We start from the raw sequence: 24,366 nt of genomic DNA, 5'->3' as shown, positions 1-24,366 counted from the left end.
CTCCGTCAGGGCAGCAGAACGCCGTAGAAACGCTGCCCCGTCGCCGCCAGCGACGCGGCGGTGAACGAGGCGGGCAGATCCGCCTGCCCGGCCAGCGACCCGGACAGGCGCGGCGCCACCGACGGCTCCGCCGCCGCCCCCACCCCGGCGATCGAGTTGCCGACCAGCTGCGGGGCGGTCGCGGCGGTCACCACCAAAACGCCCAGCGCGTACCGCTGCCCGGCCACTTTCGCGTACGGCGCCGTCCACGACCGGGTGTAGGCGGTGTTCGTCGCCGCGAACAGGCTGGTGTCGTTGGCGGTGGACGCGACGAGGGTGCCGTCGCCGTTGCCGTCGACCAGGTACAGGCCCATGCGCACGAGAGTGGGGGTGGCCGCCGCAGCAGTGCCCCCACTGATCATCCGCACCTGCGTGGTGGACTCCGACTTGCGGGCCGTGAAGTGAGTCAGCCGCAGCACCTGCGTGTTGGTGATCATCCCGCCGGAGATGGCCATGTCCCGGGCGATCGTCTCCTCACCGACGGTCAGCAGGTTCGTGCCGGTCTGCGACGACGCGCCGCCGAACAGGCTGTAGCCGGCCGGGTAGTCAGGCACAACGCCCCCTCACGTGGCCCTCACACTCACCCGCGGTGTTCCCGCCGAGATCAGCTTGACGACCGACGTCGGACCGGGTGTCCCGTCGTACACCTCCAGCGCGCTCACCACCGCCGGCAGCACGTGGCAGCCGTCCCCGCCGACCGTCGGCGTGGACCCGTCGGTGGTGAAGTACACCTCGGCGGCGCCGCTGAGATTGATCACCCCGACACGTGCCTTCGGCGGTGTCTCAAAGCTGGCGACGTTGCCCACCGGATCAGGCAGATCGAGAGTGAGCGTCGTGACCGTGTTCGCCACAAGGGTGGCGTGCAGTGGACCGGCAGCCATCACATCCCCTTTCAGATGACGGTCAGGGCCGCCCGTCCGAGATCACCCCGGCGAGCTCGCAGGCGGCGATCACATCGTCGCGGGAGGCGTCCTCGTCGTACTCCACCCTCGCCAGGTCCGCCCACGCCTGCCACGCCGGCAGGCCAGAGCCGCGGCCCGAGCGTGGGGGAGGCGGCGGAAGAACTAGGCCGGGTACCGGCTCGTCGTCCGGGTCCGGTTCCTTCACGGGTTCCGGCTTGGCGGGCGCCCTGTCGGGCGCGGGCTCCGACACCGGCACAGCCGTAACGGGCGGAGAGTCGGGCGCCGGCTCGGTTGCCTCCACCGGCGCCTCAACCCCAACCCGTTGCGGCAGCCGCGCGTCGAGCAGATCGTGGATGTCGCCGAGCGCGTCCACGATCGCCTGAAGCCACGGCCCGTCCGTGCCGAACGGGGTGCCCAGCGATGGGCGTTGCCGGGCCAACGTCAGCTGCCCGATCCGTTGCTGGCCACCGCGGCCTTCGGATCCATCAGGGTGCCGCCGATGACGTGGCGGACCCGGTATTGGACGGCGTCGTGTTCGAAGTCGCCCTCCTCCGGGTTGACCGCGCCGCCGCCGACGCGCTGAGCGTTCGGCGACTTCACCCACAGCTCCGGCGACTCGTGCCCGGTCAGGAAACCGATCTCCATCGCCGGGCGGCCCACACCCGGGTTCGCGAACAGATACCAGGCGGTGTTGCCGTTGGTGGTGTTCACGATCGGCAGCCACGGGTTGACGACCACGTTGACCCGGTTACGCATCCAGTTCGTCACCCGAAGCTGGTCGTTGCCGGTGCCGGGGCCACCACCCGCCGCAGCCAGGATCTCGGTGGCGTTGACGATGTTGTTCGCGACGACCTCGAGCGCGGGCGGCACCAGCAGGGTGACACCTTCGACGTAGATGGGGCCGCCGTCGGTGTCCTTCTGCTGGCCCATGACCTGCATGGCCTGCTGCATGGCGCCGATGGTCAGGGGCGGGTTCGCCGTGACCGTCGAGCCGATCACCGTCGTGTTGATGATGTTGCGGTTGCCGGTGGAGAAGAACGTCGAGTTCGGGCCGGCCGTGCCGGAGAACAGCTCCGCGGCGAACTTCTCCTCGGTGCGGCGGGCCGCGTTGCCGAGCCGGGTCGGCAGGTCGGCGAGGGCGTCCAGGTCGTCGTTGACGATGGTCTCCCACGACACCGCGATCTGGTCACCGTACTTACCGACGGCGTACTCGTAGAACCCATCGGTGACCTTGCGGACCTTGTACGGGGCGAGTTCCTTGACCGGGTTGAGGGTCGCCTCGCCGCCGTCGAGGGTGTACCGCCGCACCGACCGGAAGTCGCGGACGCGGCCCCGCTTGGCGTAGGCGGGCCACTGCACGGCCCGGGTCTGGTAGGCGGCGAGCAGCTGCCGGTCGATGATGTCGCCGAACAGGTAGGAGAAGTCGGCGCGCGACATCGCCTCCTGGAAGGCGAGCGCCGCCCGGCGGTCACCCTCCATCGTCTGCTTGTACAGGCGGGCGACGTGGCTGAGCTTGGCCCGGTACTCCCGGGTCGCGGCCCGGCGGGTGCGCCGCGACAGGGACACACCCTCGGTGCCGAGGATTCGTTCGGTCGACGCGGTCTCCGCGCCGGCCTGGTAGGTGCCGAGCTGACCGAGGGCGGTCAGGCCAGCGTCCATCAGTGCGCTAGTCACAGTCGCTCCTCAGTAGCCGATTTCGACGGGGATGGTGCTGGTGGCGCCGGACGCGACAGCGGCCATGGCGTAGCCGAAGCGAACCCCGTTGGTGTTGTCTTTGTTGATCTTGTGCGGGGTTGCGGCGGCGTCGTAGTAGAGAATGTCGCCCACCGCGATCGCCGCATCGGTGGTGGTCTCACCCTTGACGAGCAGATCCGCCGTGCCGTCGAGCGCCACCGTGGTGACACCGTTGGCGTCCTCGGCGGTCAGCGCCACGCCAGGAATCTGACCGCAGACGACCGGGTCGCCGGACTGTGGGGTCGCCGGCTGCGAACAGACCAGCGCCCGGCTCTTGGTCCACATGATGACGAAGTTCTTGGCCATGTCAGCGACCCTTCTGCGCGATGGCGGTGGCGCTCTCGCTCAGCCCGAGCGAGCCGAACAGGTCGCCGAGCGCGTCGTCGAGACCGTCGTCCGGCTCGTCCTGGGCCGGCGTGCCGCCCATGCCGTAGGGCAGGCCCACACCGGCCTCGGCGAGCGCGTTGGCCCGTTCCCGGCGCACGTGGGTGGCCTCGTCGGCGATGACGGTGGTGATGAGCTCACCCAGCGCGGTGAAGTCCACGGCGCCCTCGGCGGTGGTCGGCACGGCGGCGGTGACGCGGGCGTTCACCCGGGCGGTGATCGACGCTGCAACGTCGCGGTGCTCGTCGGCGCGCAGCGCGGCGGTGACCGCCTCGCTCGCCTGCTGCCGGTTGCTGTCGACGCGCCGCTCGGCGTCCCGCTGCGACTCGCGCGCGGACAGAGCGGCGATCTGATCGGTGAGCGGCTTGGTCGCCTCGGCGATCGCGTTAGCGACCAGCGTGGCGAAAGCCTCGGTCGACGGCTGCACGTCCACGGTGACCGTGCCCGCCGTCTCGGTCGTGGGGGTGGCCACGGTGTCGGGGACCGTTGCCGTCCCCGCCTGCTCCGGCGGCGGCGCGCCGGTCTGAGAACCCGACACGGGCTCCTCCTCAGGTTCGATGGAAGGTGTTTCGGGTGCGGAAGGCGGGGCGCCGTCCGTCACGTCATCAGGGGCAGTGCCCGGCTCGTCGGGCGCGGACTCTGCCGCTTCGGCGCCGGCGCCATCGGCTGCGGCGGGCTCCGGATCCGGTGCCTCGGCCCATCTCGAGCGCTTGTACAGGTGCGGCGCGTCCTGCTCGATGCGGGCGGCGTACGCGGTCAGGCCGTCACCGATAGCGGTGGACAGCACGATCCGTTCCTCGCGGGTGAGCCGGCCGTCGCCGTACATTTCGTCGGCGTAGGTAGTCAGCGCCAGGTGCAGCCGCGATTCGAGCCACGCGCCCAGGTTCGCGGCTTCCACGGTGGGTTTTTCACCGACGGCCTCGAGCACGGACACGACCTCACCGCCGGCGGCGGGCACGGTGACGAAGTCGACGGAGCGGCCTTCCACCCAGTCGACGAGGAACCCTTCGCGGCCGTCACGTTCGCCGTGCTGGCCGGTGACCCAGGCGCGGATGGACATGCCGATCGCTTTCGCCTCGGCCATCTCCGACAGGGGCCCTCGCCACGGCTCGAACAGTCGGGCTTCGGCGACCAGCGACTGGGTTTGCTCGTCCCAGCGGGCGTCCTCGGTGAGCACGGCGGCGAGGTTCTTTACCGACCCGGATGGGTGCTGGCGTTCTTCCTCGTCGGAGGCATGGTCGACGTAGCAGCGGGTGCCAGCCGGCCAGGCCTGGTCAGCGGCGGCCTTTTTTAGCACCTCGGCGCCGTAGTGGTTTCCGTTGAGCGACCAGCCCGCGGTGATCAGGCGCAGCAGCATGCGGCCCGGACCGGCCGTCGAGGCGCTGCCGACGGACGCCTCGCGGATCGCGGTGCGTTCGGGTGCCGCGGCGGCCGCGGACTCGGCGACCTGGTGGAAGCGGCGGACGGCGGCGGCCACCTCGCCGCGCAGACGCCGGTCGAACCCCAGCGGCGACGTCCCTGCGTACAGAACAGGCTTCTTCACGGGGTCTCCTGTTCAACGCGCTGGAGCAGGTGGAAGCCGCCCTCGTTGGCGGCGGGATGGTCGGTGGGGTCGAACCCGACCCGCTCGTACGTGACGGTGCAGGGCTGGCCGGCCGCGTCCTGGCCGACAAACGTGAGCTGGTCGTCGCTGTGCCGTAGGAACGAGGATTCGGCGAGCTGGTCCAGTAGCAGCCGGGACATGGCAATGCGGCGGTCTGCCTGGGAGATGACCAGAACCCCGTCAGCCGTCCGCGCCAGGTCGAGCGAGCCCGGGAACGCTGGGAGCTTCCAGCCACCGGGCGGTGGCGGCGGGGCCGGCGGGGTGCTGGCGGTCGGCGTGGGTATCGCAACGACGCCTGCCGGTTCGAGCTGCTGCCAGCGTTCGTCGCGCATCTCTTCACCGCCGATCGGGAGAGGTCGGTTACCGCGCGAGGTCAGCGGCCCGTCTCAGGTCCGCGACAGACGCTGGCGTCCACGAGGTCCGCCAACCCGGGTTGTTGCGTTGCACGGCGAGGTCAGCCCAGCCGATCCGGCCCGACCGGAACAGTTCGAGCCGGGCAGGGCCGAGGATGGCCAGCTGGTCACGGCGCGGCAGCCGCCGGAAACGGGCCTCGGCGGACGGCAGGTTGACGCCGGCGGCCAGCGGAAGCCGGGTGCACCGGCACGCCGGGTGCCCGTCGGGCCCGATCACCTCGAGCGGGAACTGCCGGCCGTGCATCGCCCAGCAGGCGGTACAGGAACGGCGGTCACAGGCGCAATGCCAGGCCCAGGCGTCGAGGACGCCCCGGTTGGCGTCATGCACGAGCGCCGACGCGGCCCGGTAGGTGTCGACCGTCTCGGTCTGCGCGATCGTCGTCGCCCGCACCAAAGCGCTGTCGAAGCCGGCGCGCACCTGGCCGGTGAGGGCGGCTGCGGTCGGTTGCGTTGCCAGCGGCGGGCGCAGCAGCGGCCGGCGGATGGCGCTCGACGCCGCGTCTAGAACAGCCCGGTGCAGGTTCGTGATGCGCCACCGGCGTGCTGAAAGCTCGGAAACGACCGCTTGCCGGTCGGCGGCGCGCACCTTGAGACCGGGCTTTTGGCTGGCGATGATGTCCGGCTCGGCTTGGACGGTGGCGGCGGAAACCTCGGCGACCGCCCGGCGGGTTGCCGTGTCCGCCTTGCCGACCAGCCCGGTCAGGGCACGATCGGTGCGCTGCTGTACGGCGGCGATCGCTTCGATCCGGGCGACCTGCCACGGGCTCGGCCACACCCCGGTCCGCTCGTACTGCTCGAGCAGGGCGTCGATCGCCTGCTGCCAGGCGGGCGACAGATCCTCCCAGGCGGCCAGCCACGACCGGGTCAACGCCTGCACTGTCGCGTCGACGGTGGCGCCGTTCGAGCGGGCCAGCCGGCGCAGCAAGGTGAGGGTGCGCTGCGGAACAGCCACGGCGCACCCTCCGCCCTGGGGCGTGTCAGATCGCGCCGCGCTCGCCGCTGCCCACGGAGCCGTCGTCGCCGGGCGGGAACGGGGTGGGCTCCACGACGGGCGGCTCGAAGCCGTCGTCCAGGCCCTCCGCAGCGGTACGCAGGTTGTCGGCGGTCGCCTTGATCTCGTCGACCTTCGCCTGCGCGTCGGCGTCGAGGTCGCCGTTGCGCAGCTCCTCGATCTGCGTGTTCAGCTTGTCGATCTCGCCGCGCAGGTTCTCACCGGAGGTGGTGATCGCGTCGCGGATCGCCTCCTGGCGGCGCGAGATGTCGGCGAGCTCGTCGGACAGCTTGGCCATGGTCTTCTCCTGTCGTTGCTGGTGCTCGTGGATGTGGTCGAGGCCTAACCGGTCGCGCAGCACGTCCCAGAGGCTGTCCATGCGCCACCTCCGCCCAGGTCACACGGCGATAAGCGCTTCGCCGGCAGCCTCGTCTTCGCCGGCCCCGCCGTCGGGGTCGTCGTCCGGTTGCATCGACGTAGGGTTGCGCAGGTCGCGCGGGTTGTTCGGCGTGGCGGCGGGCGGGCCTTCCGGCCACACGAAGTTGCCGTCGTCGTCCACCATCGCCTCGATGATCGTGTCGACGTGGCGGACACCGATCGCGGTCAGCAGCAGCCGGGCGATCTGCTCCGGCGGGATCGTCCCGGTCGACGCTGCCTGTACGACGGCCTGCACGACCGCGGTCATGCTGGCTTGCAGGTCCGGCCAGTCGATATCGATCGTCGGGTCGGTGGCGCTGCCCAGCTTCACCGTCTGCCGGCCGTACGCGTCCACCGTCACGGTGCCCTTGAGTTTGCCGTCCGGGGCCCGCACCGACTCGGCCACCGCGTACTGCAAGATGCGCCGGTACACGCCCGCCCACAGGTCCCGCCGCTGGCCCATGGCCAGTTCCATCGGCGTGTCCAGGGTTTCCGCCACCGCGCGGGCGCCGGTTTGGCCGGGGTCGGCGAGCAGCATCGTCACCGGCACGTCCAGCGCCGACGCGACCATCGCCGCAAGGGGCTTGCCGGACTCGCTGTCGACGGTGGCGCCGCTCTTCGGGATGGCTTCGAAGGTCTGGTCGGGTGGGGTCATCGCGACCGCGCCCACATCGTTGGGCCGGCCGGACGCGTCCCGCGGTGGGCGTTCGGCGAGCTTGGTGCGGGCCTGCGCCCTCGTAGAGCCTTTCGCCGTCATCCGCCACGCGAACCGCGACAGGCTCTTGACCAACCTCGCCCAGTCCTCGAGGAAGACCTTGTACGCCATCGCCCAGTCGATCGCCGCGTAGGCGTCGGGTATACCGCGCTGCTGACCTTCCAGGTCGTTGACCTTCACGTGCAGCATCGGCGCGTCCCAGGCGACGGGGATCCGGCCGAACGTCTTACGCCGGTCGCGGGGCCGGTAGTCGACGGCCGGGTGGAACTGCTCGCGCTGCTCGTCGACGGTGTGCCCGTCGTCGCGGAGGGTCCGCTGAATCCAAACCCGCCGGTAGAACCACGGTTCGGAGCGGTCCTGCGGGTTGCAGATGATCTCAGTGATTTCGTCGGCGCCGACCACCCGCACCTGCACCTCACCCGTGGTGGGCAAGGTGAACAGGGCCGTGAAGAACTCGCCGTCCGTGCCCAGGCACCGTTCGAGGCGTTCCCGGGCTGCGCCAGAGGTGAACGCCCGCTGGTTGCCGACGTCGGCGAGGAAGGCGTCGATGACGGCCTGCACGTCCTGCTCGCGCTTCTTCTTGCCGTTCGCGCGGGCGGTGATCTCGACACCCTTGCCCCACACGTATGCGCTTCGCAGGCTGAGTGAGCGTCGAATCAGCGGGTTCTTGACGGCGAACAGGCGGCAGATCGCCCGGATCTGCTTCAGGTTCTCGGCGGTGAACTCCTGCTCGAACTGCGCCGACAGCCGGATCCAGCCCGGGTCCTGCAACTGGGCGGCGAGCTCCGCGAAGCTTTCCTGAAGCAGCTGCTCGTTGTCGAGGGCCTGACGCAGCTGCTCCCGCAGCACCTGCCGGTCGTCGGCCGGCGCCTGCTGTTCGGCCAGGGCGACGTTGCCGCGGCGCCGGGTGCGGGAGCGAGTCATGCGCACCCCCACAACAGGTCAGTAGGGGCTGATCTCGTAATCGTCCACCTCAGGGTCTTCAACAACCCGGTCCGGGGGCGGCAGCACCGCGGACGTCAGCATCAGCGCGTCGGCCTTGTCCGGCGACGGCATGCCGCGCTTGCGCATGTCGTCCTTCGACTCGATGACGATCTGGCCACGCGAATTGAACTTGTACTTCATCGAACCCAGCTGCGCGGCGAGCTCATCATCGTCCGGGTCGATGTCAGCGTCGCCGTCCTCGAACCTGAGCTTCAAGCCCCAGAACCATTCGGCTCGCGCGTTGGCGAACATCTCCGTGTCCAGCGCGCCGCCGCCGGCTTGCATGTCCACCACGTCGTGACCGAGCTCGACGAGCTGATCGACGACACCGCCGCCGACTCCGACGCCGTCCACTCGGATCTCGTCGACGTCGTGCTCGCCGATGGCGTTCACAACGCGGCCGGTGGTTTCGGTGGTGGCCTGCTTGGTAAAGTCGCCGGCCACCCGCATCACCGGGCCGCGGCGCAGGCAGAAGATGGTGCGGTCGGAGCCGTAACGGGCGACATCCACGCCGAGGATCGACCACGGGCCGGGCTCGCAGGAGCGTTCCTGGGCGGCTTGGATCAGCGACGGCGGGAACAGGACGTCCTCGCCGATGTCGGGGAAGTCGCCGAGCACCTTGGAAGTGAACCGCGGTGATTCGATACCCCAGCGGCGGATCTTGTCGGCCACCCACTCCGGGTCGAGCATGAGCGGGCGCAGGCCGTCCGGTACTGGCTCTGTCGTCGGCTCAATGCCCAACTTGTCGTAGAGGGCTATCAGCTCGGGATGGGCTCCGATCTGCTCCGGTGTGAAGTTCGGTGTTTCGAGGCCGTTGATCCGGATGACGTTCCATCCGGATCCGGGTTTGCACACCGACGCGAACTCGGTCGACGGGTCGTCCGGGTTCCCGATCGCCAAGATGCGGCAATCCGCGTTTGTGGTGATGGCTTCGACGGCGGTCCACAACTGCTGCGGGATACCGCAGGCCTCATCCAGAATGACCAGAACGTAGCGGCGGTGGATGCCCTGGAAACCGTGCTCGTCGGTGTCGGCCGGCTTGCGGCCCCAGCCGACGATGCTGGTGTCGTCGAGCTTCCACTCGTCGGATTGCAGGACGCGGCCCGGGATGGCGCTGCCGTTCTTTTGCGCCCGCCGTGCGGCCTTACGGATCTCCTCCCAGAGGATCGCGTGGACCTGCGGGTAGCTGGGGGCGGTGGATGCAACGAACGCTTCGCCGGGAGGATGCGCGGCGATCCACCACGCGGCCATCCGTGACGCCAAGAACGACTTGCCCGCGTTGTGGCAGGACTTCACCGCGGTACGCCGATGGTTCCTCACCGACTCGGCGATTTCACGTTGCTTGGACCACAGGTGGTCGCCCAGTTCGTTCTGCACCCAGCCGACCGGGTCGTTAATGTACGGCGAGGTCGGCGGCGGCTCGAACTCGCGGGCGGCCATCTCGAACGCGTTGGCCGACGAGGTGAACACGCTGGCGGTCATGCCACCTCCGTCAGGCGACAGCCCTCAGGTGGCGCGGCACCACCTCAGGCACTCTCGCGGCCTGCTCGGGGGTGAGGTCCAGGTCGCCGAGGATCGCCTTGATGACTCCGGCGAGGAGGGCGCCTTGCTGCTCGGCGACACGCACCTTGCGTTCCTCGATGCCGGCCTGGATGGCGGCTTTGCACACGTCGACGAGGTGTTTGCGTTCGCGGGCGTAGAGCTCAACCCACACGTTCACCGACGCCTTGTGGGTGACGTCGATCCCGGGGAACTCGCCTGCCTGCTTTTCGACTTCTTCGGCTTTGCCCCATACCACCTCGTCGGCGGTGAGCTTTTGGACTTGGTCGCGGAGGAAGTCGACGACGCCGGCGGCCCGGTACACCTCTTCGAGGAGGGCGTCGCGGGGGTCGACCTCGCGAGGGAGGCCGAAGGTGACGACGGCCTGTTCGGCATTCGCGGTCCGGAGTCGGCGCTCGGCGGCGGCTTTCGCCTGAGGTGAGCTGCCTCCGTGGGTGTTGCAGACCCGTTGGCCTTTCATCGGCCATTTGGTGCAGGGCTCTCCGTTGCTGCGCTTGCCGGAGCATTTCGGCTTGGCGGATTCCATGGGTGGGTCACCGCCGATCACGTCCTTGGGTGACGATCTGTAGTGGGTCGCTGAGTGTCGACCCCGCGATTCGTCTCACTGGGTGAGATTAGGTGACTTTGTGTTGCTGGGCGGGCCGCGCCAGCCGGCCACCTCGTACGGCCCACGTCTTCAGCGGCGCAGTGTGGTCTCGTCGGCGGGCTCGGCCGGCACCTTGGGCTCGGTGACCGTCGGCTCCTCAGCGCCCGGCTCCTGCGGGTCCGTTTCGGGCAGTACAACGTCCGGCTGTCCGTCGCCGGACTGCTGCGGCTCGTAGCCGTCGTCGCCGCGCTGGGCGTCGTCGGCGAGGGTGGTCAGCGAGTCCTCGATTTGCGCGACGAGGCGGGCCTGCTCGTCGGTGAGCTCACCCCGCTTGAGTTCGGCGATCGCGTTCTGCAGGTTGGTGAAGCTGGTGGCCTGGGCGGCGGAGACCCGGTTGACCTGCTCGGCGAGGGCGGTGAGGGCTTCGATGACGGTGGCCATGTGCTGCTCCATTCGGGGGAGACGGTCGGTGCCGAAGATGGCGTGAAGGTGATCGCTGAATCGGTCGGCGAGGCGGCGGCGTAGGTTGGCGAGCATGCTTGGCCTTCCGCTCAGATGGCTTCGACGCCGAGGGCGCCACCGGTGACGCGGAGCCGGTATTGGTCGCCGTTGGACCGGTTGGTCAGCACGTCGCCTGCCTGGGGTGGCGCTGTGGGTCAGCGACCATGGCATCTCTGGACGCTGGCATGGTACGTCGTCACCGTGCACGCTGAAGTCATGAATGCAGACGAGCGGGAAGTCGCCCCTGACGAGCCCAACACAGTGCCCCCGTTTCGCGAAGCGCAGGTTCCACTGACCGACGCCGAGCGGTTCCAAGAGAACGTGAAGGCCTTCCAGCGGCAAGGCGACCTAGAGCTGCGTCAGTTGAGCAAGAAGGAGGAATCCGGCGGGAAGGAGGAGGTGAAGTACCGGAACCTGTACAACGACCTCGAAGCGGAGCGGGAGCGTCGGCAACGCAGCCAGGACGCGCCGGAACTTTAGTCGTGTGTCACCGGTCGGCAGATCAGCGAACGCAAGTCGTTGGAGAAGGCGACCGGCGTCCAGTGGGTGTTGCTGCGCACGACCAGGTGCCCGTCGGGGCAGGCGGTGAGTTGCGGCTTGCGGCCGGCGGCTTCGGCGAGCCAGTCGAGGGTGAACGTCATCGTGTCGTCGTCAGTCACCGTCGCCTGCCTGTTCTTCGTGCACTTGGGAGGCGGTGAGCAGCGAGCCGGCTTCGATGATGATCGCCAGCCAGGACAGGGAGAGCACTGCGGCGGGTTCGTCCTTGGCGAAGGTGACCATGGAGATCGGCCAGCCGATGAGTGACGCGAACAGCAGGATCCACGCGGTGATGGTGCGGGCGCGGCGCCAGTTCACGCGGCGGGCATCCCGGCCGAGTTGACGTCGAGCGTCTGCCACGAGTCCGATCCGGCCGCCGGCCGGCGGGTGGTGCCGCGCCGCGAGTTCGGGTCGTTGCGGGTGCGGGTCTCGACTGCGAGGACGTCACCCCAGCGGTATTCGCCGTTGTCGTCGGGGACGAGCTTCCCGGTGGCACGCCAGTTGTTGAACGTCTGTTTGGTGACGCCAAGCCGTTTCACGGCGAACCAGGCGGGCACGCGCACGTCAGGGTTCTGCACGGCGCACCCCCGGACATGCGAAAAGCGCCCCGGGCCGGTGGGCTCGAGGCGCTGGACGTCTGGCTGCGGGCATAGCTCGCGCTGGCACAAAAGTACATGCGGACCTGCGGGTCTGCAACATCGCCAGCCGGGCGTGTCGGTCAGTTGCGGCGCAGCAGGGCGGCGACCTCTTCGGCGGGACGGTTGTTGCGCTGCTTGCCCGCCTGGATGGAGACCAGGTCGGTGTACTCGTCGTCGGTGTAGAGGCTGCCGCAGTTGCCGCATTCGGCCCGGTAGGTGTCGTCAGGGTTGCGGAACAGGGCGCGCTGGTCGCAGCGGTCACAGGTGACCCCGTCGCACGGTTCGGGCCGCGGCTCGGTTTCGCCGGCGGCGGAGCGCAGAGCACCACGCAGGACTCGTAGCCCGTCGGCGAAAACGGCGATGTCAGGGTAACGATCGCAGATGTCCTCATGGCGTGCGCGAAGCCAGCGGACGAGTTCGGGGACGGTGGCGTCTGGTAGCCGGTGACGGGTGAACTGCTGCGCGCGGATGTCGCGAACCCAAAGGTCGAGGACGGTGGCAGCGGACAGGTGACCATCGTCATCGAGGGTCGGGGTCAGAACGAGCTGCCCGTGGCTGTCGCGGACGTACTCGCGGTCGCGGACGTTCTGGGTAATCTTCCGGCCGTCGAAGGTGGCCGTGACGGGGTGGGTGTTCGGGGACATCTTCAGCTGCGGGACGAGATGCTGCTGGTGGGGTGCCCCGTTGGCGCCGCGGGTGAGGTTGGGCTGCCGAGCTGGTGCGGTCAGGTCGAGCCGGTTGACGTTGACGGGGATGGCGCGTTCGCGGCTGCCGGAGACGGCTGGCTGCCCGTTGCGGGCGTTGATGGGTGCGCTCCCGCCGAGGGCGGCGAGCGGGTCGGAGGGGCGCAGGCCGCGGCTGAATACGTGCCGAATGCCACCTTCGAAGTAGACGACGCCGAACCGTTCGTGCCGGCGTTCGTCGATGATGGCCGGTTCAGGGGTGGCGAGCTCGTCGTGCAGCCGGGCAATGTCGCCGAGCCACCGGTCGAGCAGGCGCCGGTCGCCGTCGCAGACGGGCGGGTGGTACGGGGCGCGGGGAGTCGTGTCGGGCCGGACGATCGGGCAGGTAACGCAGGCGCCGCGGGTGGAGCAGCATCCGCCGGGGCTGCCGCAGCCGCCCGGGTAGTCGCAGGCGGCGTAGGTGCTGGTGTGGCAGCGGCATGTGACGCTCACGGTGGATCACCTTCCGGCGCTCGGGTACGGTGGTCGCACCCGCACTGGCCTGCGGTGATAGTGGTTGGTGGACGGCGGCGCCAGGCCGGGGGGATCTGGCGCCGTTCACACCTTTACGTCGAACGCTGGACTTGAGCGTCGCGTGCGGCGAGCAGCCACGTGTCGGTCACGTCAGCCCACGGGTCGTCGAGCCCGTCGGGGGAGCAGCGGTAAGCACCCGCGTACGGGCCGTGGGTGGATGTGTCGGTGTCGCACCGCAGGTGGGTCGGTTCGCAATCGTAGGAGCAGTACGCGGACCCTTCGCGCGGCTCGGCCCCGCACGGGCAGAGGCCGTCGGTGGCCCGGTCGATGGTGTCGAGGACGTTCACCATTGGTCGAACTCTCCGCGCTTGACCGCGGCGGCGAACTCGCGCCACTCGTCGTAGCTGAACGCGCTGGGCGCCTGTCCCGGGTTCTTGCTGTCGCGCAGCAGCACCGTGGTTCCGGTGTCGGCGATTTCGACGCAGTTGCTGGCGGCGCAGCGGCCGGAACGGGTCCAGGTCAGCTCAGAGTCCACGACACCCTTTCTAACAGCTTGGGGCGGCCGTGCGCACCCGTGCACACCCGGAAGGGGTTTTCAGGCCGCCTCCGTGGCGCTGAGCGGGCCGGGCGGGGCTTCGGCTGCGGCGTCGAACAGGTCCGGGCCGTCCTGCGGTGCGGCGCGGACTCGCGGGACCGGGGCAATCAACCCGAGCCGGGCGGCGCAGTCTCGCCCGAAGCCGTGCACGGCGTTGTCGCGGCGGGTCAGCCGCAAGCAGCGGGCGCAGCGGATGCGGGGTGACGAGGCGCGGATCACCGGTCGAGTATCCGCCGGGACCGTACGCTGCCCTGATGATCAACCCTGGGAGTCGTGACCTCGAAGACACGTCACCGTCGGTGGCTGAGGAAAACCTGGCCGCGTTTGTTGACGCCGCCACCGAACTCGGCCTGCGCCTGGCCGACGAACCCCTGCGGGTGGCGGAGGCGGACAGGGGCGGCCGGTACGGCTGGGATCTGCCCCTGGAGGGCGGCACGACGGTGCGGGTGCTGATGCCGGGCCGGCCGATCGCCGAGCTCAAGGATTTGAGCGTCCAGGCGCCGACAATCTTCGTGAACGGGTCGGCGTGGTGGTGGAACGACGCCGTCAACCAGGCGGTTCCGTTGGAGCCGGGACGGTAGTGCCCGGGGTGCCCGGCGGTGGGTGCGGGTGACGATTCAGTTAAGCCGCATGGCTTCCGCCGGCCGAGCATCCCCGGCACGATCAACGATCCCCGTCCGTGCAGCTCAACGGCAAGATGATCGAGCGAAGAACAGCGTTGTAGTTCGCCGAGCGGTGCCCGGTTCATGCCTCAAGCGACCTGACTGGGCGACTGCGTCCGACGCAGCGTCGTCCGCTGACCCACCGGGTCGACGTGCACCACGGGCACGCCGGCCCTGATCAGCTTGCGTACCGCTGACGCCGTCCCGCCCGCGCTCTTACGTGTGTCGAAAACGGCCACCGCCGCCGAACAGGCGCGGATCATCCCCTCGTTGCGGCGGTGCAGCAGCCGCACGTCATAGCCGTCGCCGTAGGTGACCGTCTGGGCGGCCAAACCGAGAAGCCGTGACCACTCGGCCCGGTCCTCGTCCCGCCACTTGTTCGGCTGCTGGGGGAACGGCACATGCGCTTCCAGTCGCAGACCGGCACGAACCACCGCGTCCGCCCACCACAGATCGGCACCGATCGCCATCCCGCAGATGCCGGCGGTCATACCGTGCTCGTCGCGCAGCTTCACCGCCAGACGGGCGAGCTCGGCGCGAACCCACGGGCGCATGTCCGGGGTGAGGTGCTGGATGCGGTGGCCGGTGACCATCACGGCAGGCCATCGGGCCACGGCTTCGCCTTCCCGCGGTTGCGCCACTGCTCGGCGTGCGGGCATTCGCCGAGATGGAACATCGAGTCCAGGCCGTCGTGACCGCAGGTGCAGGTGCCGTCATCCGGGGTGGGCATGTCCACGAGGCTCGGGTCCTCTACCACCACGGCTGAGGTGCGCAGGATCGAACGGGTCACCTCGTCGAGTCGTTCGGCAGGCTGCCGAACGTTCGGGTCGGACGCTTCCAGTTCGGTCAGGTCACGTTCGAGGTTGCTCATGCGTCCTCCCAGGGCATCTCCGGCATGAACGAGTACTTGAAGACGACCTTCGCGGCGATGCCGTACGTGCCGCGGGTGGCGTTCAGCCGTTCGTAGTAGTCGACCTGGTGTTCGGCCTGCTGCCGGTTCGCGCACGGCGTGATCTTCAGGCCATGGCCGGGTGCCGAGTCGAGGACCCAGACGGCGTAGTCGCGGTCGCTCACGACGGCCGCCGTCCAGGCGCCACAGCCTCCGACACCATGGCTGCGAGTTCGTCGTCCGTGGCGTCGTAGAACGCGTCGTACTGCGGGTGATCCTTTGGCAGCGGGTGCGCCTCTGCGGTGTGGCCGAGACGGTGGCACCAGATGCAGCGGTCCTCGGCGGTCATGTCGATCTCCTTCGGTCAGTGGTGCAGGATGAAGGCAGGGGAGCGGAGCGTTACCGGCGTTCCGCTCCCCCGCCTGCGTCAGGCGGCGCGGCAGTTACTGTCGCCGTAGTCCCAGCTCGTGTACCAGGTGTGCCCTGCCGGGCAGAGGTAGTCAGCCACTTCGCCGGAACCCGAATCGTGCGGGCGTATGTGCACCGGCGGGACGATTACGCGCTTACCCACGCACTTCTCGCAGTGGTCGAGGTAGCGCTGACGCTCCGAAGCCATATCTATCCCTCCTGATCAGATGGCTCGCATGTCGGCGAACCGCGAGTAGTGAAGTTGGGCGGCCACGGTGACGGCGTCCTTCGCTGCGTTGCGGGCCTTGCGGACGACCAGGTCGGCTTCCCCGGAGCGGGGTGACTCAGGGTCGTAGTAGTCGGGGCGGTGCACGAAGATGACGATGTTGGAGTCGTTGGCGATCGACCCCGAGCCCCGCAGATCGGTGAGCTGCGGATACTTGTCCGCACGCAGGTCCGGCCCCTTGTTCATCTGTGCTGCAGCGATCACCGGAACGTCCAATGAGCCGGCCATCTTCTTCAGGCTCTTGGAGACGTCACTGATCCCCTCCTGCTCGCTGCTGAACTTGCGCGACGGGGTGACCAGTTGGGTGTAGTCGACGATGACGGCATCTAGCCCGACTCGGCGCTGAAGGATCTGGCAGCGCACCTTGATCTGCTGGACGGTGATGTCGGTCTCGTCGCACATAAACAACGGTGCCGACGCCATCGGCCCGATCACCGTAGACGCCTCAGCCCACTTCTCCTCGCTGACGAGACCGTCCCGGACGAGGTGAGCGGGGATCTCCGCTTCGGCGGACAGGATCCGCTCGAACACTTCCTCGTTGCTCATTTCGAGGCTGAAGTAGGCCACGACGAGGCTGTTCCGCAGGGCGAGGTTGCGGGCGAGGTCAGTCAAGAAGATGCTCTTACCGGCGCCGGTGGGGGCAGCAACCGTGATCAGGTTCTTCTTCCGCAAACCACCGAGAAGCGCGTCCAGGTCGGCGAACCCGGTCGGCAGCCCAGCAGGAACGTGCCGGCGCAGTTTGATGTCGGCTACCGCGGGCTGGATCAGCGCGCCGAGCTGAACCATGTCATTGGACTGACCGCGCGGCTTGACCTCGGTGAGCAACTTCTCGGCGAGAGCGCCGAGGTCACGACCGGCCGGTTGGTTGGCGGCCTGAACGATCTGGACGCCTTTGGCTTCCCAAGCGCGGCGTTCGGCAAGCTCGGCGATGCGGTCGGCGTAGTGTCCGGCTTGCACGGCGACTGGCACTTCGGCGTAGCACTGGTGCAGGAAGTCGATCCCGCCGAGCTGCCCAAGGGTGCCGGCGTCGAGTAGCCGTGCGGTCATGGCGTGCGGTTCGGTGATCTGCCCGTCGGCGTGGGCGTTGCAGATTTCGGTGAAGACGCTGGCGTGCCGGTGGCTGTAGAAGTCCTCCGCGGTGACTTTAGTGGCGACCATGTCGATGACGGCGGGATTGTCCATCATGGCGCCGATGACGATGCGTTCGTAGGCCAGGTCGAACATCGGGGCGCGGTCGAGTCCGGTGCCGGTGTCGCTGCTCATGCGGGGACGCCCTTCAGTCGGGTTGCGGTTTCGAGAAGTTGCGCGCCGTCGTGGCCGGCACGGGTGGCGACGTCGGTGAGTGTGGCGCCGATGACGCCGTGCCGGCGCAAGGTCTCTGCTTCGCCGGTGATCGCCATGAGCAGCGACAGAAGGGGGGCGGCACCGAACGTCTTGCGGTAGGCCGTCCGGTAGGCCGTGAGGGCATCGCGCACGTCGGGGTGGGTGGTTTCGGCGCCCCGTTTGACCGTCGGTGGTGCTCCTTCGCGGCAGAGCGGGCAGAGGGCCAGCCTCGTTGTCGGATGCGGCAGGTTTCCGCCGAGGAAGCCGTGGCCGCAGTCGGGTTGACCGTCGGTGAGCTGCCGGATCTGCTTCGAGATCTCGTCGGCGCGGGCTTCGATGATCGGCTGGTAGTACTGCTGGAAGCCGCCGGCCGAGGCGATGCGGCGAAGGTAGCCGAGCATGTCCTTGACGTCGGCGTGCCGATTGCGGATGGCCTGGTGCACGGCGCGGCAGTCGTCGGCGCTGACGTGGGGGTAGCCGTTGGCCTGAAGCCACGTGCCGATGATCCGGGTCGCCTCGGGCAGTTTCTCGATCTCAGACCGGCGGACGTCGAACAGGCTCGGCTGCCGGGGAACGCGCGGTCCTTCGGTGCGGGGTTGCCGGTTGTCGGCCTCCCAACTTCGCACCGACGGCGAGTGGGCAGCAGCCTCGGGGGTTTGGTCACCCTCCGCGCCTCGCGCGGGTTGGTGGTTTTTGATTTGCCCCTCCCCCGTAGGGGGAGGGGTGGTTAGAGTGTGTCCGCCTCGCGGACTATTAGAGTCCGCCTCGCGGACTGTTGAGTGTCCGCCTCGCGGACTTTTCCCGCCGTCGCTTGCGTCCGCCTCGCGGACTTTTAGCTGTCCGCCTCGCGGACTTTCAGGCTCATTTGAAGCGTCCGCCTCGCGGACTTTGACGTCGCCTTCCGACTGCAAATCGGACGTCGTCTCCGACTTCTTAGGGCGGGGAATTCGCAACGAGCGGTCACGCAGAACAACGTCACCTGAGCCGACCGCCAACGCGTAACCCGTGCGGCGCGTCTTCGAGCCCTTGCCGGCGTGCCGGTCGCGCTGAACCCAGCCTGCAACGTCAAGGGCGTGAAGCCACTCGGCTAGGGAGCCGCGGGCGATGCCGGTCATGGCGGCGAGAGTCGACAAGGCGGGAGTGTGCTCGGGCGGCACTACGGCCGTCTCGTTGTCGCTCTTGATGGCCAGGACCAGAACGATAAGCCGCGCGGGGGAGGGCATCTTCGAGGCGAGAACGGCCTTCTCGATGTCCCAGCGACGCGGCATCAGTTCACCACCGCCAAGGTTACGGTCATGATCACGACAGCGTGACATTCCGACGTAGCTGCGGGTCTGCCATGAAGGCGATAGGATCGGGGCCTAGGCTTTTGCATGGCCTGGCCTCCTTCCGGGTTCGTCGGAAGTGATTGGTTAGGCAAGTGCGGCTGGGGTGTTCCCGCACCCCGGCTGCGCGCCTTATTCATCTTAGTCCGCTCGAACGGATTTTCGAACTTTCCGAGCTCGATTCTGGACGCGAATCCTGTTGCTGTGCAACGGATCCCACTCCGTCGGGTGTTGACGGTGGACAAATCGCAGCCCGCAATCACGAGGCCGGTACGGGGCACAGTAATGATCACGGGATGCTCCTTGTTGAAATGTGCAAAAGTTGACTACAGGCTGCGGCTTTAAGCCCTATTCGGGCGCTTTCCTCAGCCCGCCGCGGCTGGTCACCACCCGGGAGCCGTCGGCGAACTCGATCAGCGCGCTGTTCATCGACCCGCGCACCAGGACCCGGCACCGCCGGCCAACCCGGTCCACGCCGTCGCCGAACCACGGCACGCGGACGGCGGCGCCGGGGAAATCCCAGCGGCACTGACGCCACGTCCAGACGTACGGGAAGTCAGTCAACGGACTGGCCTGTCACGACGAAGTTGGCCTTGATGACGATCACGTCGTCGTCCGAGTCGTAGGAGACGACCTGCTCGGACGGGATCTGGTACGGAGAGCCGCCGTTGTCGTTGTCGCGCAGCTCGGTGCGCTTTGCCCAGATGGCGCGTTCGCCTTCTGGATCGTCGTCGACGAGTACTTCGATACGGATGTCGTTGTTGCGCCGGGCCAGGAGTTCCCGCGCCAGGTCGTGACTGAGCACGTCAGAGCCCTTTCTTCGGCTTCGCTTGGCTGGTCAGATGCCACTCACCGCAGCCGCACTCGTACACCCGGCACGGCACCTTCCGGCCCGGGTTCCAGTCCCGTTCGGCTTCGGCCCGGATCGCGGCGAGCGCTTCCACCGCGGTCTGCTCGTCGGGGTACGAGCCCGACTTGCCGGAGCGGCACAGGCCGGCGAGGCGGTCAGTCATCGGACCGTCGCCACGGGATCGACTGTTCGGCAGGATCGACAACATCCACTGTCTGCGTGGCGGCCAGCGGATCGCCGTACTGCTCGATGAGTTCCTGCACCCACGCGACGGACTGATTGACGTTGCAGGTGAGCCCGTGAATGCGGCCCTTGCGCAGGTTGGCGACGGCGTACACCCGGACCGTCCCCGGCTTAGCCGGCAGCAGGGCTGTGAGCGCTCGCAGGTAGTTCCGGGCCTCCAACTCGCTCACCTTCTGCTCCTGCTCGGTGAGCTCGTCGAACGCCGGGTAGAAGCCCGCGTTGAACGGGCTGCGCCGGGCCAGCTCCTGCCGAGCCTCGGCGAGCATCCGGGGTGTGACCTCGACGCCGTTGATGGTGAAGAACTCGTCGTCGCTCATGACACCTCCTGCTCGGCGCCCGTCATCTCGACGAGCGCTGCCCACAGCCGGTCGGCCTCCTCCTCGTTGCGGCAGTACGCGGCGACGTACACCACCGAGCCGCTCCGTACCGTCACGCAGATGCTTTTGCGTAGAGGGTGACGGGTAACTCCGACGGCCAGGTCGCCGCGTTCAAGCTGGCCCCAGCCGGTCACGACGTCACCGCGCTCACTCGCACGTCAGGCTCCCGCGCGGCCAGATCCCGCTCTCCCTGCTCGGTGAGCCGGTACACGCCCGCCTCGTCCGGCTCGGGGTGCACCCAGCCAGCCTCCCGAGCCCGTTTGAGCGCCTTGTCGCGGCGCCCGGCACGGTGGTCGCCGCGCTGCACGACCCTGCCGTCCGCGGCCCGTTCGATGTGGCCGAGGCGGACAGCACGCAGGAACCGGCGGTCGTCGACAGTCAGGTAGATGCCGGTCACGGCTCCTCCACGGGTTCGAGGCGGTAGGCGCGGAACCGGCTGCTGCGGTGGTCCCGCACGGCGCGCTCGTTCAATGCCGTGGTGAGAGAAACGGCCTCAGCGCGGTCGGCGCAGAGCTGCAGGGAGCCGCCGCGCACGGGTGTGCCGTCGGAGTACACCTGCACGACAACGTGGGGGATCACCGCGCACCCGCCCGGTCGGCGGCCTTGTACCGTTCGACGGTGCGCTTCGAGACGCCCACCTCGCGGGCAGCCTCCGCGGCGGTGTGACCGTGGCTGGTCATCCACACGGCACGGCGCCGGCGGGACGCGACATGGGCCGGGTGCAGGTTCTTGCCGAAGCTGGTCATTGGGTCGCCTCGTCAAGGCCGGGAGCACCGAACAGCGGTACTACCTCGAACAGGGCGTCCTGCATCGGTAGCTCACGGATCCACCCGATGGCATCTTTCGCAGCGTCCCAGGTCGGGTACGGGCCGAAGGCGCCGAGGAGACCGCTGCGGTCGTAGTACTGCATGACCACCATGTGGCCGGTGATCGGGCTGGTCATCGGGTTAGCTCGTCCCACTCGACGTCGCAGCACCATGAGCACTGCCGGTGCGCGGCGATCTGGTCGTCACCCGCGTACGACTTCCAGTGGTGCTCGCACGTCTCGTTCAGGTCGACGACGGGTTGGTCGGTCATCGACTCGCCTCCGCCTCAGTGCAGCCCGCGTGAACCACGCCAACATCGGTGGTGTTGCGGACGTCCTGCCAGGCACGGATGGGCTCGTCGCAGACGTCGCACCAGCCGATCTCGGCGCAGCGGGGGCAGACCAGCTTGTGGTCGCCCACCTCGTCACTGTGCAGGCCGTCAAGGTTGACGATCCAGCCGCTCTCGGAGATCTCGAAGTCGGAAAGCTTGGCCAACTGGTCGGCGTTGAAGCGCACCGGTCCGAACTCGCCCTCGTAGGCGTCGCCGCAGTGGGAGCAGTGGACGGAGCAGACCACCGCCAGGAAGCGGGCGTCGAGACCTTCGGGCGGATGCGGGTAGGTCACCGTCATGGTCATTGCTGCATCCCTCCGTGCGTGCAGTCCTGCGTCATGCGCGGGTAGAAGTCGCGGCTGTAGGTGGCGTGGTCGACGTACTCGACACGGACCCCGGCCGCCCGGGCGCGGCGCTCCTCGGAACGGGTGTCGAACATGCCGTCCCAGGCGTCGTCTTCGGTCTTGTAGAACTTCGAGAGTTCGACGAGGCCGAACGGGCAACCGCAGCGGTACAGGAAGACCCAGTGGCGGCGCTCCGACTGCGGGCGGCGGGGCGGCAGGGTGCGGGCGCTCATCGGTTCGCCTCCTGCGGGAAGCGGACGCGGAAGTGGCAGGCCCGGCGCTCCAGCAGTTCAGCGATCAGCTCACTGATGGTGCCGCCAGGGCAGGCGTCGAACAGTGCGTCGGCCAGCGCCTTGCCGTCCGCCTTGAACATGGCGGCTGTGGCGGTGACGTACTCGGGGCTGCTGTACTCGGGCGTCTGCTGCTCCTGGTCGATGCGGATCACGACCGACTGGACGGCGTCGTCTCTGGTGACACCGTCGGCGCGGTGGACGCGGACCTCGCGGGTGGTCATCAGGCCGCCGCCCGCAGCGCCAGCGCCTGCACGGCCAGAACCTTCGTGTGCGCCGGCACCGCCTCGTACAGCGACTCCCAGGTGCAACGGTTGCAGACCTGACCGTGAATGTGATCGGGGGAGCACGCCATACCTTCGGCATGGGAGGCGGCGGCGTGGATGAGGTCGACCAGCCAGTCCGGCAGGGCCAGGGCCTCGGTGCCGTACTTGGCCCGGTCGTAGGCGCGCACCGCGTACTGGACGATCGAGTCGTCGGGGCAGCGGTAGCCGATCTCATCGCCCCGGTCGCGGCTCGCCTTGTAGGCGGCGTACAGCGGGGCACGCTCTTCCGGCGTGGTTATGCGAGCGGGATCGGGCTTGTCGGTGACGGTCATCAGTCCTCCCAGGTCTTGTCGCAATACAAGTGCCATAGTCACATTACAAGGGCAATGCTCGAGACGCCACGCCTTGCAGGGGTTGTATTGGTGCAAGTAGTCTCAGTTCTATGTTGGCGACCATGGGGAAGTACCTGATGGGGGCAGGTGAGATCGGCGACCGCCTCGGCGGCGTCAGCCGTCAGCGCGTGCAGCAGATCATCGCCAGACCCGACTTCCCCGCGCCATACGACGAGATCGCCATGGGCAAGGTCTGGCGCATCGAAGACGTCGAAGCGTGGATCCGAGAGCACCGGCCTGCCCTCATCGACAGCGAGCCCGTCCCGGCCGTCACGCCCACCCGCAAGGGGCCGCGTAAGGGCCAGACGCGCAAGCCGCGACCGGCGGAAGCCGAGTAACCTCACTGCTCACCCCGCGCCTTCCGCAGCTCCCGCTGCGCCACCTGAAGGTCCCGAGCCAGCACATCTCGTGCCGCCCGCACCGTGGCCAGCTCCGCCGCGAGCCCGTTGCGCTCCCGTGTCATCTCAACCAGAGCCGCCCGCAGCACCTCCACCTCAGGCACGTCCGACGGCTCACGGCAGACCACATCCATCGCGGTCGGACCCGGGTTGCCCATCACGCCTCCTCCGGGGAGTCCACCGTCGGCGTCTCAGGTGCGTCTTTCATCGCCAGGTACAGCCGCACACACTCGGCGTGAGCGTTGGCCTCGTTCGACGGACCCATCGGCGGATGCGCGAACCAGCCCGTCCTTCTGGAGCTTCGAGCGTTGACCAACAGGCCGCACAGGGTCTGCGGCGCACCCGTCTCCCGAATGCACCACCCGCCGCCCTGTCGGGCATAGGTCCAGCCGGTCTCGAACCGCTCGTCGTCGTCCGCGAACTCGATCACGGCTGCCCCGTCGCGGGGTCCAGCACCACCAGCGCCCGCGGCCGGCCCGGCACGCGCCGGATCCAGCCCTTCGCCTGCAACTGCTCCAGCTGATACTGGACGCCCGTCACCGAGAGGCGGACCTTCGCGGACAGCTCACGCACGGTCGGCGGGTAGCCGTTGATGCTGGCGTACTCGCGGATCGCGGCGAGGATCCGCGACTGGGTTGGCGTGAGCAGCGGAACCACGGCGGCGGTCACGACACCTCCCGAGGGGTCGAGCGCACCGAGATGACGTCGCCGGCGCGACCGGTGGTGAACTCCCGCCAGCCCGCGCACACCTGCGCTGTTCGCTGCCAGCGGTGCGAGCAGCACACAATCAGCGCCTCGTTCGCGTACTGGCGCACCACCTGCCAACCGTGCCGGTAGCGGCGATCCGATTGCTCGGTCGGATAGGCGGTCACAGCCACTCCGTCCGGCCGCATCCCGGGCACCGATAACCCGACTCCTCCGCCAGGGCACACAGCGGGCAGATGAGGTGAAACCCCGGACCCTCAAGCACATCGGTCAAGTCCAGGCCACAGAAAGCGACGTTCGGATCGCAGCAGTAGTAGTGGTCCACGTCGTCACCGACCGAAGTGTCCGACGGCGACGGCAGAGTCTCGATGCTCACAGCACCTCCTCGAGGAGAGGCGCGGCCACCAAAGTAGCCGCGACTCGACGGTCAGCAGCTGCCGGAATCCGACGACGACGAGCCGCTGTCGGAGCTCGACGAACCCGACTCGTACGAGGTGCTGCCGTACGACTCGGTGTGCGAGTGGTAGCCGGCGCCGCCGTAGTCCGGCGTCGACGAGTACGACTCGGTGGTGACATCCGTTGAGCTCGACGACTGACGCCGCCGGCGCTCCGCCGCGCAGCGGTCGTACACGCAGTTCCAGTTGCCGTGGGGCTTGCAGCGCATAGTGGTCTCCTT

At 68.6% G+C, this 24,366-nt stretch carries 48 protein-coding genes; 3 read left to right on the top strand and 45 right to left on the bottom strand.

Annotated elements, in window-relative coordinates; translation table 11 throughout:
- Positions 1–5: 5 nt before the first annotated feature.
- From Ade02nite_RS09825 to Ade02nite_RS09765, 13 genes are all read right to left on the bottom strand, one after another.
- Positions 6–593, bottom strand: a complete 588-nt coding sequence (locus tag Ade02nite_RS09825; protein ID WP_203761252.1) for a hypothetical protein — start codon at positions 591–593, stop codon at positions 6–8.
- Positions 594–602: 9 nt separating this feature from the next.
- A complete protein-coding gene (locus tag Ade02nite_RS09820) occupies positions 603–890 on the bottom strand; it encodes a hypothetical protein (RefSeq protein ID WP_203761251.1) in 288 nt (95 codons plus the stop codon).
- Between the two features lie 52 nt (positions 891–942).
- Positions 943–1,380, bottom strand: a complete 438-nt coding sequence (locus Ade02nite_RS09815) for a hypothetical protein (protein WP_203761250.1) — start codon at positions 1,378–1,380, stop codon at positions 943–945.
- Positions 1,381–1,382: 2 nt separating this feature from the next.
- Complete coding sequence (locus tag Ade02nite_RS09810; RefSeq protein ID WP_203761249.1) at positions 1,383–2,615, bottom strand: phage major capsid protein; 1,233 nt, start codon at positions 2,613–2,615, stop codon at positions 1,383–1,385.
- Positions 2,616–2,624: 9 nt separating this feature from the next.
- On the bottom strand, positions 2,625–2,981 hold the full coding sequence (locus Ade02nite_RS09805) for a DUF2190 family protein (RefSeq protein ID WP_203761248.1): 357 nt from the start codon (positions 2,979–2,981) through the stop codon (positions 2,625–2,627).
- 1 nt (position 2,982) lies between these two features.
- On the bottom strand, positions 2,983–4,602 hold the full coding sequence (locus Ade02nite_RS09800) for a hypothetical protein (protein WP_203761247.1): 1,620 nt from the start codon (positions 4,600–4,602) through the stop codon (positions 2,983–2,985).
- Positions 4,599–4,994, bottom strand: coding sequence for a hypothetical protein (locus tag Ade02nite_RS09795; RefSeq protein ID WP_203761246.1), 396 nt, complete (start codon positions 4,992–4,994; stop codon positions 4,599–4,601). The genes Ade02nite_RS09800 and Ade02nite_RS09795 overlap by 4 nt, the downstream gene beginning before the upstream one ends.
- Positions 4,995–5,022: 28 nt before the next feature.
- Complete coding sequence (locus Ade02nite_RS09790) at positions 5,023–6,027, bottom strand: phage minor head protein (RefSeq protein ID WP_203761245.1); 1,005 nt, start codon at positions 6,025–6,027, stop codon at positions 5,023–5,025.
- 25 nt (positions 6,028–6,052) lie between these two features.
- Positions 6,053–6,445, bottom strand: coding sequence for a hypothetical protein (locus Ade02nite_RS09785; protein WP_203761244.1), 393 nt, complete (start codon positions 6,443–6,445; stop codon positions 6,053–6,055).
- Between the two features lie 18 nt (positions 6,446–6,463).
- Positions 6,464–8,122 carry a hypothetical protein gene (locus tag Ade02nite_RS09780; protein WP_203761243.1) on the bottom strand — a complete coding sequence of 553 codons (1,659 nt, stop codon included), beginning with the start codon at positions 8,120–8,122 and terminating at the stop codon, positions 6,464–6,466.
- 18 nt (positions 8,123–8,140) lie between these two features.
- Complete coding sequence (locus Ade02nite_RS09775) at positions 8,141–9,664, bottom strand: hypothetical protein (protein ID WP_203761242.1); 1,524 nt, start codon at positions 9,662–9,664, stop codon at positions 8,141–8,143.
- A gap of 10 nt (positions 9,665–9,674) precedes the next feature.
- Positions 9,675–10,268, bottom strand: coding sequence for a hypothetical protein (locus tag Ade02nite_RS09770; RefSeq protein WP_203761241.1), 594 nt, complete (start codon positions 10,266–10,268; stop codon positions 9,675–9,677).
- Between the two features lie 150 nt (positions 10,269–10,418).
- Positions 10,419–10,769: a hypothetical protein gene (locus tag Ade02nite_RS09765; protein ID WP_203761240.1), complete on the bottom strand. Its 351-nt coding sequence runs from the start codon at positions 10,767–10,769 to the stop codon at positions 10,419–10,421.
- A gap of 276 nt (positions 10,770–11,045) precedes the next feature.
- Between Ade02nite_RS09765 and Ade02nite_RS09760 the strand changes: the two genes are divergently transcribed.
- Positions 11,046–11,309 carry a hypothetical protein gene (locus Ade02nite_RS09760; protein ID WP_203761239.1) on the top strand — a complete coding sequence of 88 codons (264 nt, stop codon included), beginning with the start codon at positions 11,046–11,048 and terminating at the stop codon, positions 11,307–11,309.
- On the opposite strand, the gene Ade02nite_RS09755 is transcribed toward Ade02nite_RS09760, so the two are convergent.
- From Ade02nite_RS09755 to Ade02nite_RS09725, 7 genes are all read right to left on the bottom strand, one after another.
- Positions 11,306–11,488 (bottom strand): hypothetical protein, encoded by a 183-nt coding sequence (locus Ade02nite_RS09755; protein ID WP_203761238.1) that lies wholly within the window; start codon positions 11,486–11,488, stop codon positions 11,306–11,308. The genes Ade02nite_RS09760 and Ade02nite_RS09755 overlap by 4 nt on opposite strands.
- Positions 11,481–11,684, bottom strand: a complete 204-nt coding sequence (locus tag Ade02nite_RS09750; RefSeq protein ID WP_203761237.1) for a hypothetical protein — start codon at positions 11,682–11,684, stop codon at positions 11,481–11,483. Before Ade02nite_RS09750 ends, Ade02nite_RS09755 begins: the two co-directional genes overlap by 8 nt.
- Positions 11,681–11,944, bottom strand: a complete 264-nt coding sequence (locus Ade02nite_RS09745; protein WP_203761236.1) for a hypothetical protein — start codon at positions 11,942–11,944, stop codon at positions 11,681–11,683. The genes Ade02nite_RS09750 and Ade02nite_RS09745 overlap by 4 nt, the downstream gene beginning before the upstream one ends.
- Before the next feature lie 140 nt (positions 11,945–12,084).
- Positions 12,085–13,179: a hypothetical protein gene (locus Ade02nite_RS09740; protein ID WP_203761235.1), complete on the bottom strand. Its 1,095-nt coding sequence runs from the start codon at positions 13,177–13,179 to the stop codon at positions 12,085–12,087.
- A gap of 113 nt (positions 13,180–13,292) precedes the next feature.
- Positions 13,293–13,550: a hypothetical protein gene (locus Ade02nite_RS09735; RefSeq protein WP_203761234.1), complete on the bottom strand. Its 258-nt coding sequence runs from the start codon at positions 13,548–13,550 to the stop codon at positions 13,293–13,295.
- A complete protein-coding gene (locus tag Ade02nite_RS09730) occupies positions 13,544–13,735 on the bottom strand; it encodes a DUF397 domain-containing protein (protein WP_203761233.1) in 192 nt (63 codons plus the stop codon). Before Ade02nite_RS09730 ends, Ade02nite_RS09735 begins: the two co-directional genes overlap by 7 nt.
- Before the next feature lie 60 nt (positions 13,736–13,795).
- The gene (locus tag Ade02nite_RS09725; protein ID WP_203761232.1) at positions 13,796–14,014 is read right to left on the bottom strand and encodes a hypothetical protein; all 219 of its coding nucleotides are present in this window, start codon (positions 14,012–14,014) and stop codon (positions 13,796–13,798) included.
- 35 nt (positions 14,015–14,049) lie between these two features.
- On the opposite strand from Ade02nite_RS09725, the gene Ade02nite_RS09720 reads away from it, so the two are divergent.
- Positions 14,050–14,376, top strand: coding sequence for a hypothetical protein (locus Ade02nite_RS09720; RefSeq protein WP_203761231.1), 327 nt, complete (start codon positions 14,050–14,052; stop codon positions 14,374–14,376).
- A gap of 170 nt (positions 14,377–14,546) precedes the next feature.
- Here Ade02nite_RS09720 and Ade02nite_RS09715 read toward each other — a convergent pair whose 3' ends face one another.
- From Ade02nite_RS09715 to Ade02nite_RS09625, 19 genes are all read right to left on the bottom strand, one after another.
- Positions 14,547–15,053: an SLOG family protein gene (locus tag Ade02nite_RS09715; protein ID WP_203761230.1), complete on the bottom strand. Its 507-nt coding sequence runs from the start codon at positions 15,051–15,053 to the stop codon at positions 14,547–14,549.
- Entirely contained in the window at positions 15,050–15,328 is a 279-nt protein-coding gene (locus Ade02nite_RS09710; protein WP_203761229.1) for a hypothetical protein, read from the bottom strand. Before Ade02nite_RS09710 ends, Ade02nite_RS09715 begins: the two co-directional genes overlap by 4 nt.
- Positions 15,325–15,531, bottom strand: coding sequence for a hypothetical protein (locus Ade02nite_RS09705; protein ID WP_203761228.1), 207 nt, complete (start codon positions 15,529–15,531; stop codon positions 15,325–15,327). Before Ade02nite_RS09705 ends, Ade02nite_RS09710 begins: the two co-directional genes overlap by 4 nt.
- The gene (locus Ade02nite_RS09700) at positions 15,528–15,695 is read right to left on the bottom strand and encodes a hypothetical protein (RefSeq protein ID WP_203761227.1); all 168 of its coding nucleotides are present in this window, start codon (positions 15,693–15,695) and stop codon (positions 15,528–15,530) included. Before Ade02nite_RS09700 ends, Ade02nite_RS09705 begins: the two co-directional genes overlap by 4 nt.
- Positions 15,696–15,977: 282 nt before the next feature.
- The gene (locus Ade02nite_RS09695; RefSeq protein ID WP_203761226.1) at positions 15,978–17,303 is read right to left on the bottom strand and encodes a replicative DNA helicase; all 1,326 of its coding nucleotides are present in this window, start codon (positions 17,301–17,303) and stop codon (positions 15,978–15,980) included.
- Entirely contained in the window at positions 17,300–18,631 is a 1,332-nt protein-coding gene (locus Ade02nite_RS09690; RefSeq protein ID WP_203761225.1) for a hypothetical protein, read from the bottom strand. Before Ade02nite_RS09690 ends, Ade02nite_RS09695 begins: the two co-directional genes overlap by 4 nt.
- A 405-nt stretch (positions 18,632–19,036) precedes the next feature.
- Positions 19,037–19,252 carry a hypothetical protein gene (locus Ade02nite_RS09685; protein WP_203761224.1) on the bottom strand — a complete coding sequence of 72 codons (216 nt, stop codon included), beginning with the start codon at positions 19,250–19,252 and terminating at the stop codon, positions 19,037–19,039.
- A complete protein-coding gene (locus tag Ade02nite_RS09680) occupies positions 19,245–19,493 on the bottom strand; it encodes a hypothetical protein (RefSeq protein WP_203761223.1) in 249 nt (82 codons plus the stop codon). The genes Ade02nite_RS09685 and Ade02nite_RS09680 overlap by 8 nt, the downstream gene beginning before the upstream one ends.
- A 1-nt stretch (position 19,494) precedes the next feature.
- Positions 19,495–19,701: a hypothetical protein gene (locus tag Ade02nite_RS09675; protein WP_203761222.1), complete on the bottom strand. Its 207-nt coding sequence runs from the start codon at positions 19,699–19,701 to the stop codon at positions 19,495–19,497.
- Positions 19,694–20,098, bottom strand: a complete 405-nt coding sequence (locus Ade02nite_RS09670) for a hypothetical protein (RefSeq protein ID WP_203761221.1) — start codon at positions 20,096–20,098, stop codon at positions 19,694–19,696. Before Ade02nite_RS09670 ends, Ade02nite_RS09675 begins: the two co-directional genes overlap by 8 nt.
- Positions 20,099–20,288: 190 nt before the next feature.
- Positions 20,289–20,555, bottom strand: coding sequence for a hypothetical protein (locus Ade02nite_RS09665; protein WP_203761220.1), 267 nt, complete (start codon positions 20,553–20,555; stop codon positions 20,289–20,291).
- Positions 20,552–20,737 carry a hypothetical protein gene (locus tag Ade02nite_RS09660; protein ID WP_203761219.1) on the bottom strand — a complete coding sequence of 62 codons (186 nt, stop codon included), beginning with the start codon at positions 20,735–20,737 and terminating at the stop codon, positions 20,552–20,554. Before Ade02nite_RS09660 ends, Ade02nite_RS09665 begins: the two co-directional genes overlap by 4 nt.
- Positions 20,734–20,904 (bottom strand): helix-turn-helix domain-containing protein, encoded by a 171-nt coding sequence (locus Ade02nite_RS09655; protein WP_203761218.1) that lies wholly within the window; start codon positions 20,902–20,904, stop codon positions 20,734–20,736. The genes Ade02nite_RS09660 and Ade02nite_RS09655 overlap by 4 nt, the downstream gene beginning before the upstream one ends.
- A complete protein-coding gene (locus Ade02nite_RS09650; protein ID WP_203761217.1) occupies positions 20,901–21,101 on the bottom strand; it encodes a hypothetical protein in 201 nt (66 codons plus the stop codon). Before Ade02nite_RS09650 ends, Ade02nite_RS09655 begins: the two co-directional genes overlap by 4 nt.
- Positions 21,098–21,235 (bottom strand): hypothetical protein, encoded by a 138-nt coding sequence (locus tag Ade02nite_RS09645; RefSeq protein ID WP_203761216.1) that lies wholly within the window; start codon positions 21,233–21,235, stop codon positions 21,098–21,100. The genes Ade02nite_RS09650 and Ade02nite_RS09645 overlap by 4 nt, the downstream gene beginning before the upstream one ends.
- Complete coding sequence (locus tag Ade02nite_RS09640; RefSeq protein WP_203761215.1) at positions 21,232–21,600, bottom strand: hypothetical protein; 369 nt, start codon at positions 21,598–21,600, stop codon at positions 21,232–21,234. The genes Ade02nite_RS09645 and Ade02nite_RS09640 overlap by 4 nt, the downstream gene beginning before the upstream one ends.
- Positions 21,597–21,872 (bottom strand): hypothetical protein, encoded by a 276-nt coding sequence (locus Ade02nite_RS09635; protein WP_203761214.1) that lies wholly within the window; start codon positions 21,870–21,872, stop codon positions 21,597–21,599. Before Ade02nite_RS09635 ends, Ade02nite_RS09640 begins: the two co-directional genes overlap by 4 nt.
- Positions 21,869–22,153 (bottom strand): hypothetical protein, encoded by a 285-nt coding sequence (locus tag Ade02nite_RS09630; RefSeq protein WP_203761213.1) that lies wholly within the window; start codon positions 22,151–22,153, stop codon positions 21,869–21,871. Before Ade02nite_RS09630 ends, Ade02nite_RS09635 begins: the two co-directional genes overlap by 4 nt.
- Positions 22,153–22,527: a hypothetical protein gene (locus tag Ade02nite_RS09625; RefSeq protein WP_203761212.1), complete on the bottom strand. Its 375-nt coding sequence runs from the start codon at positions 22,525–22,527 to the stop codon at positions 22,153–22,155. Before Ade02nite_RS09625 ends, Ade02nite_RS09630 begins: the two co-directional genes overlap by 1 nt.
- A gap of 122 nt (positions 22,528–22,649) precedes the next feature.
- On the opposite strand from Ade02nite_RS09625, the gene Ade02nite_RS49175 reads away from it, so the two are divergent.
- On the top strand, positions 22,650–22,925 hold the full coding sequence (locus Ade02nite_RS49175) for a hypothetical protein (protein ID WP_239168658.1): 276 nt from the start codon (positions 22,650–22,652) through the stop codon (positions 22,923–22,925).
- Positions 22,926–22,927: 2 nt separating this feature from the next.
- On the opposite strand, the gene Ade02nite_RS09615 is transcribed toward Ade02nite_RS49175, so the two are convergent.
- The 6 genes from Ade02nite_RS09615 to Ade02nite_RS09590 are packed head-to-tail and all read right to left on the bottom strand — an operon-like array spanning position 22,928 to position 24,354.
- Entirely contained in the window at positions 22,928–23,143 is a 216-nt protein-coding gene (locus tag Ade02nite_RS09615; RefSeq protein ID WP_203761211.1) for a hypothetical protein, read from the bottom strand.
- On the bottom strand, positions 23,143–23,415 hold the full coding sequence (locus Ade02nite_RS09610) for a hypothetical protein (protein ID WP_203761210.1): 273 nt from the start codon (positions 23,413–23,415) through the stop codon (positions 23,143–23,145). The genes Ade02nite_RS09615 and Ade02nite_RS09610 overlap by 1 nt, the downstream gene beginning before the upstream one ends.
- Positions 23,412–23,654, bottom strand: a complete 243-nt coding sequence (locus tag Ade02nite_RS09605; RefSeq protein WP_203761209.1) for a LexA family protein — start codon at positions 23,652–23,654, stop codon at positions 23,412–23,414. The genes Ade02nite_RS09610 and Ade02nite_RS09605 overlap by 4 nt, the downstream gene beginning before the upstream one ends.
- On the bottom strand, positions 23,651–23,857 hold the full coding sequence (locus Ade02nite_RS09600) for a hypothetical protein (RefSeq protein WP_203761208.1): 207 nt from the start codon (positions 23,855–23,857) through the stop codon (positions 23,651–23,653). The genes Ade02nite_RS09605 and Ade02nite_RS09600 overlap by 4 nt, the downstream gene beginning before the upstream one ends.
- Positions 23,854–24,066, bottom strand: a complete 213-nt coding sequence (locus Ade02nite_RS09595) for a hypothetical protein (protein WP_203761207.1) — start codon at positions 24,064–24,066, stop codon at positions 23,854–23,856. Before Ade02nite_RS09595 ends, Ade02nite_RS09600 begins: the two co-directional genes overlap by 4 nt.
- A gap of 51 nt (positions 24,067–24,117) precedes the next feature.
- Entirely contained in the window at positions 24,118–24,354 is a 237-nt protein-coding gene (locus Ade02nite_RS09590) for a hypothetical protein (protein WP_203761206.1), read from the bottom strand.
- Positions 24,355–24,366 lie beyond the last annotated feature (12 nt).

Source organism: Paractinoplanes deccanensis, from assembly GCF_016862115.1.
GTDB classification, from domain to species: Bacteria; Actinomycetota; Actinomycetes; order Mycobacteriales; family Micromonosporaceae; genus Actinoplanes; species Actinoplanes deccanensis.
The sequence above is the reverse complement of the archived record's forward strand: the minus strand, read 5'-3'. Positions and strand labels throughout refer to the sequence as shown.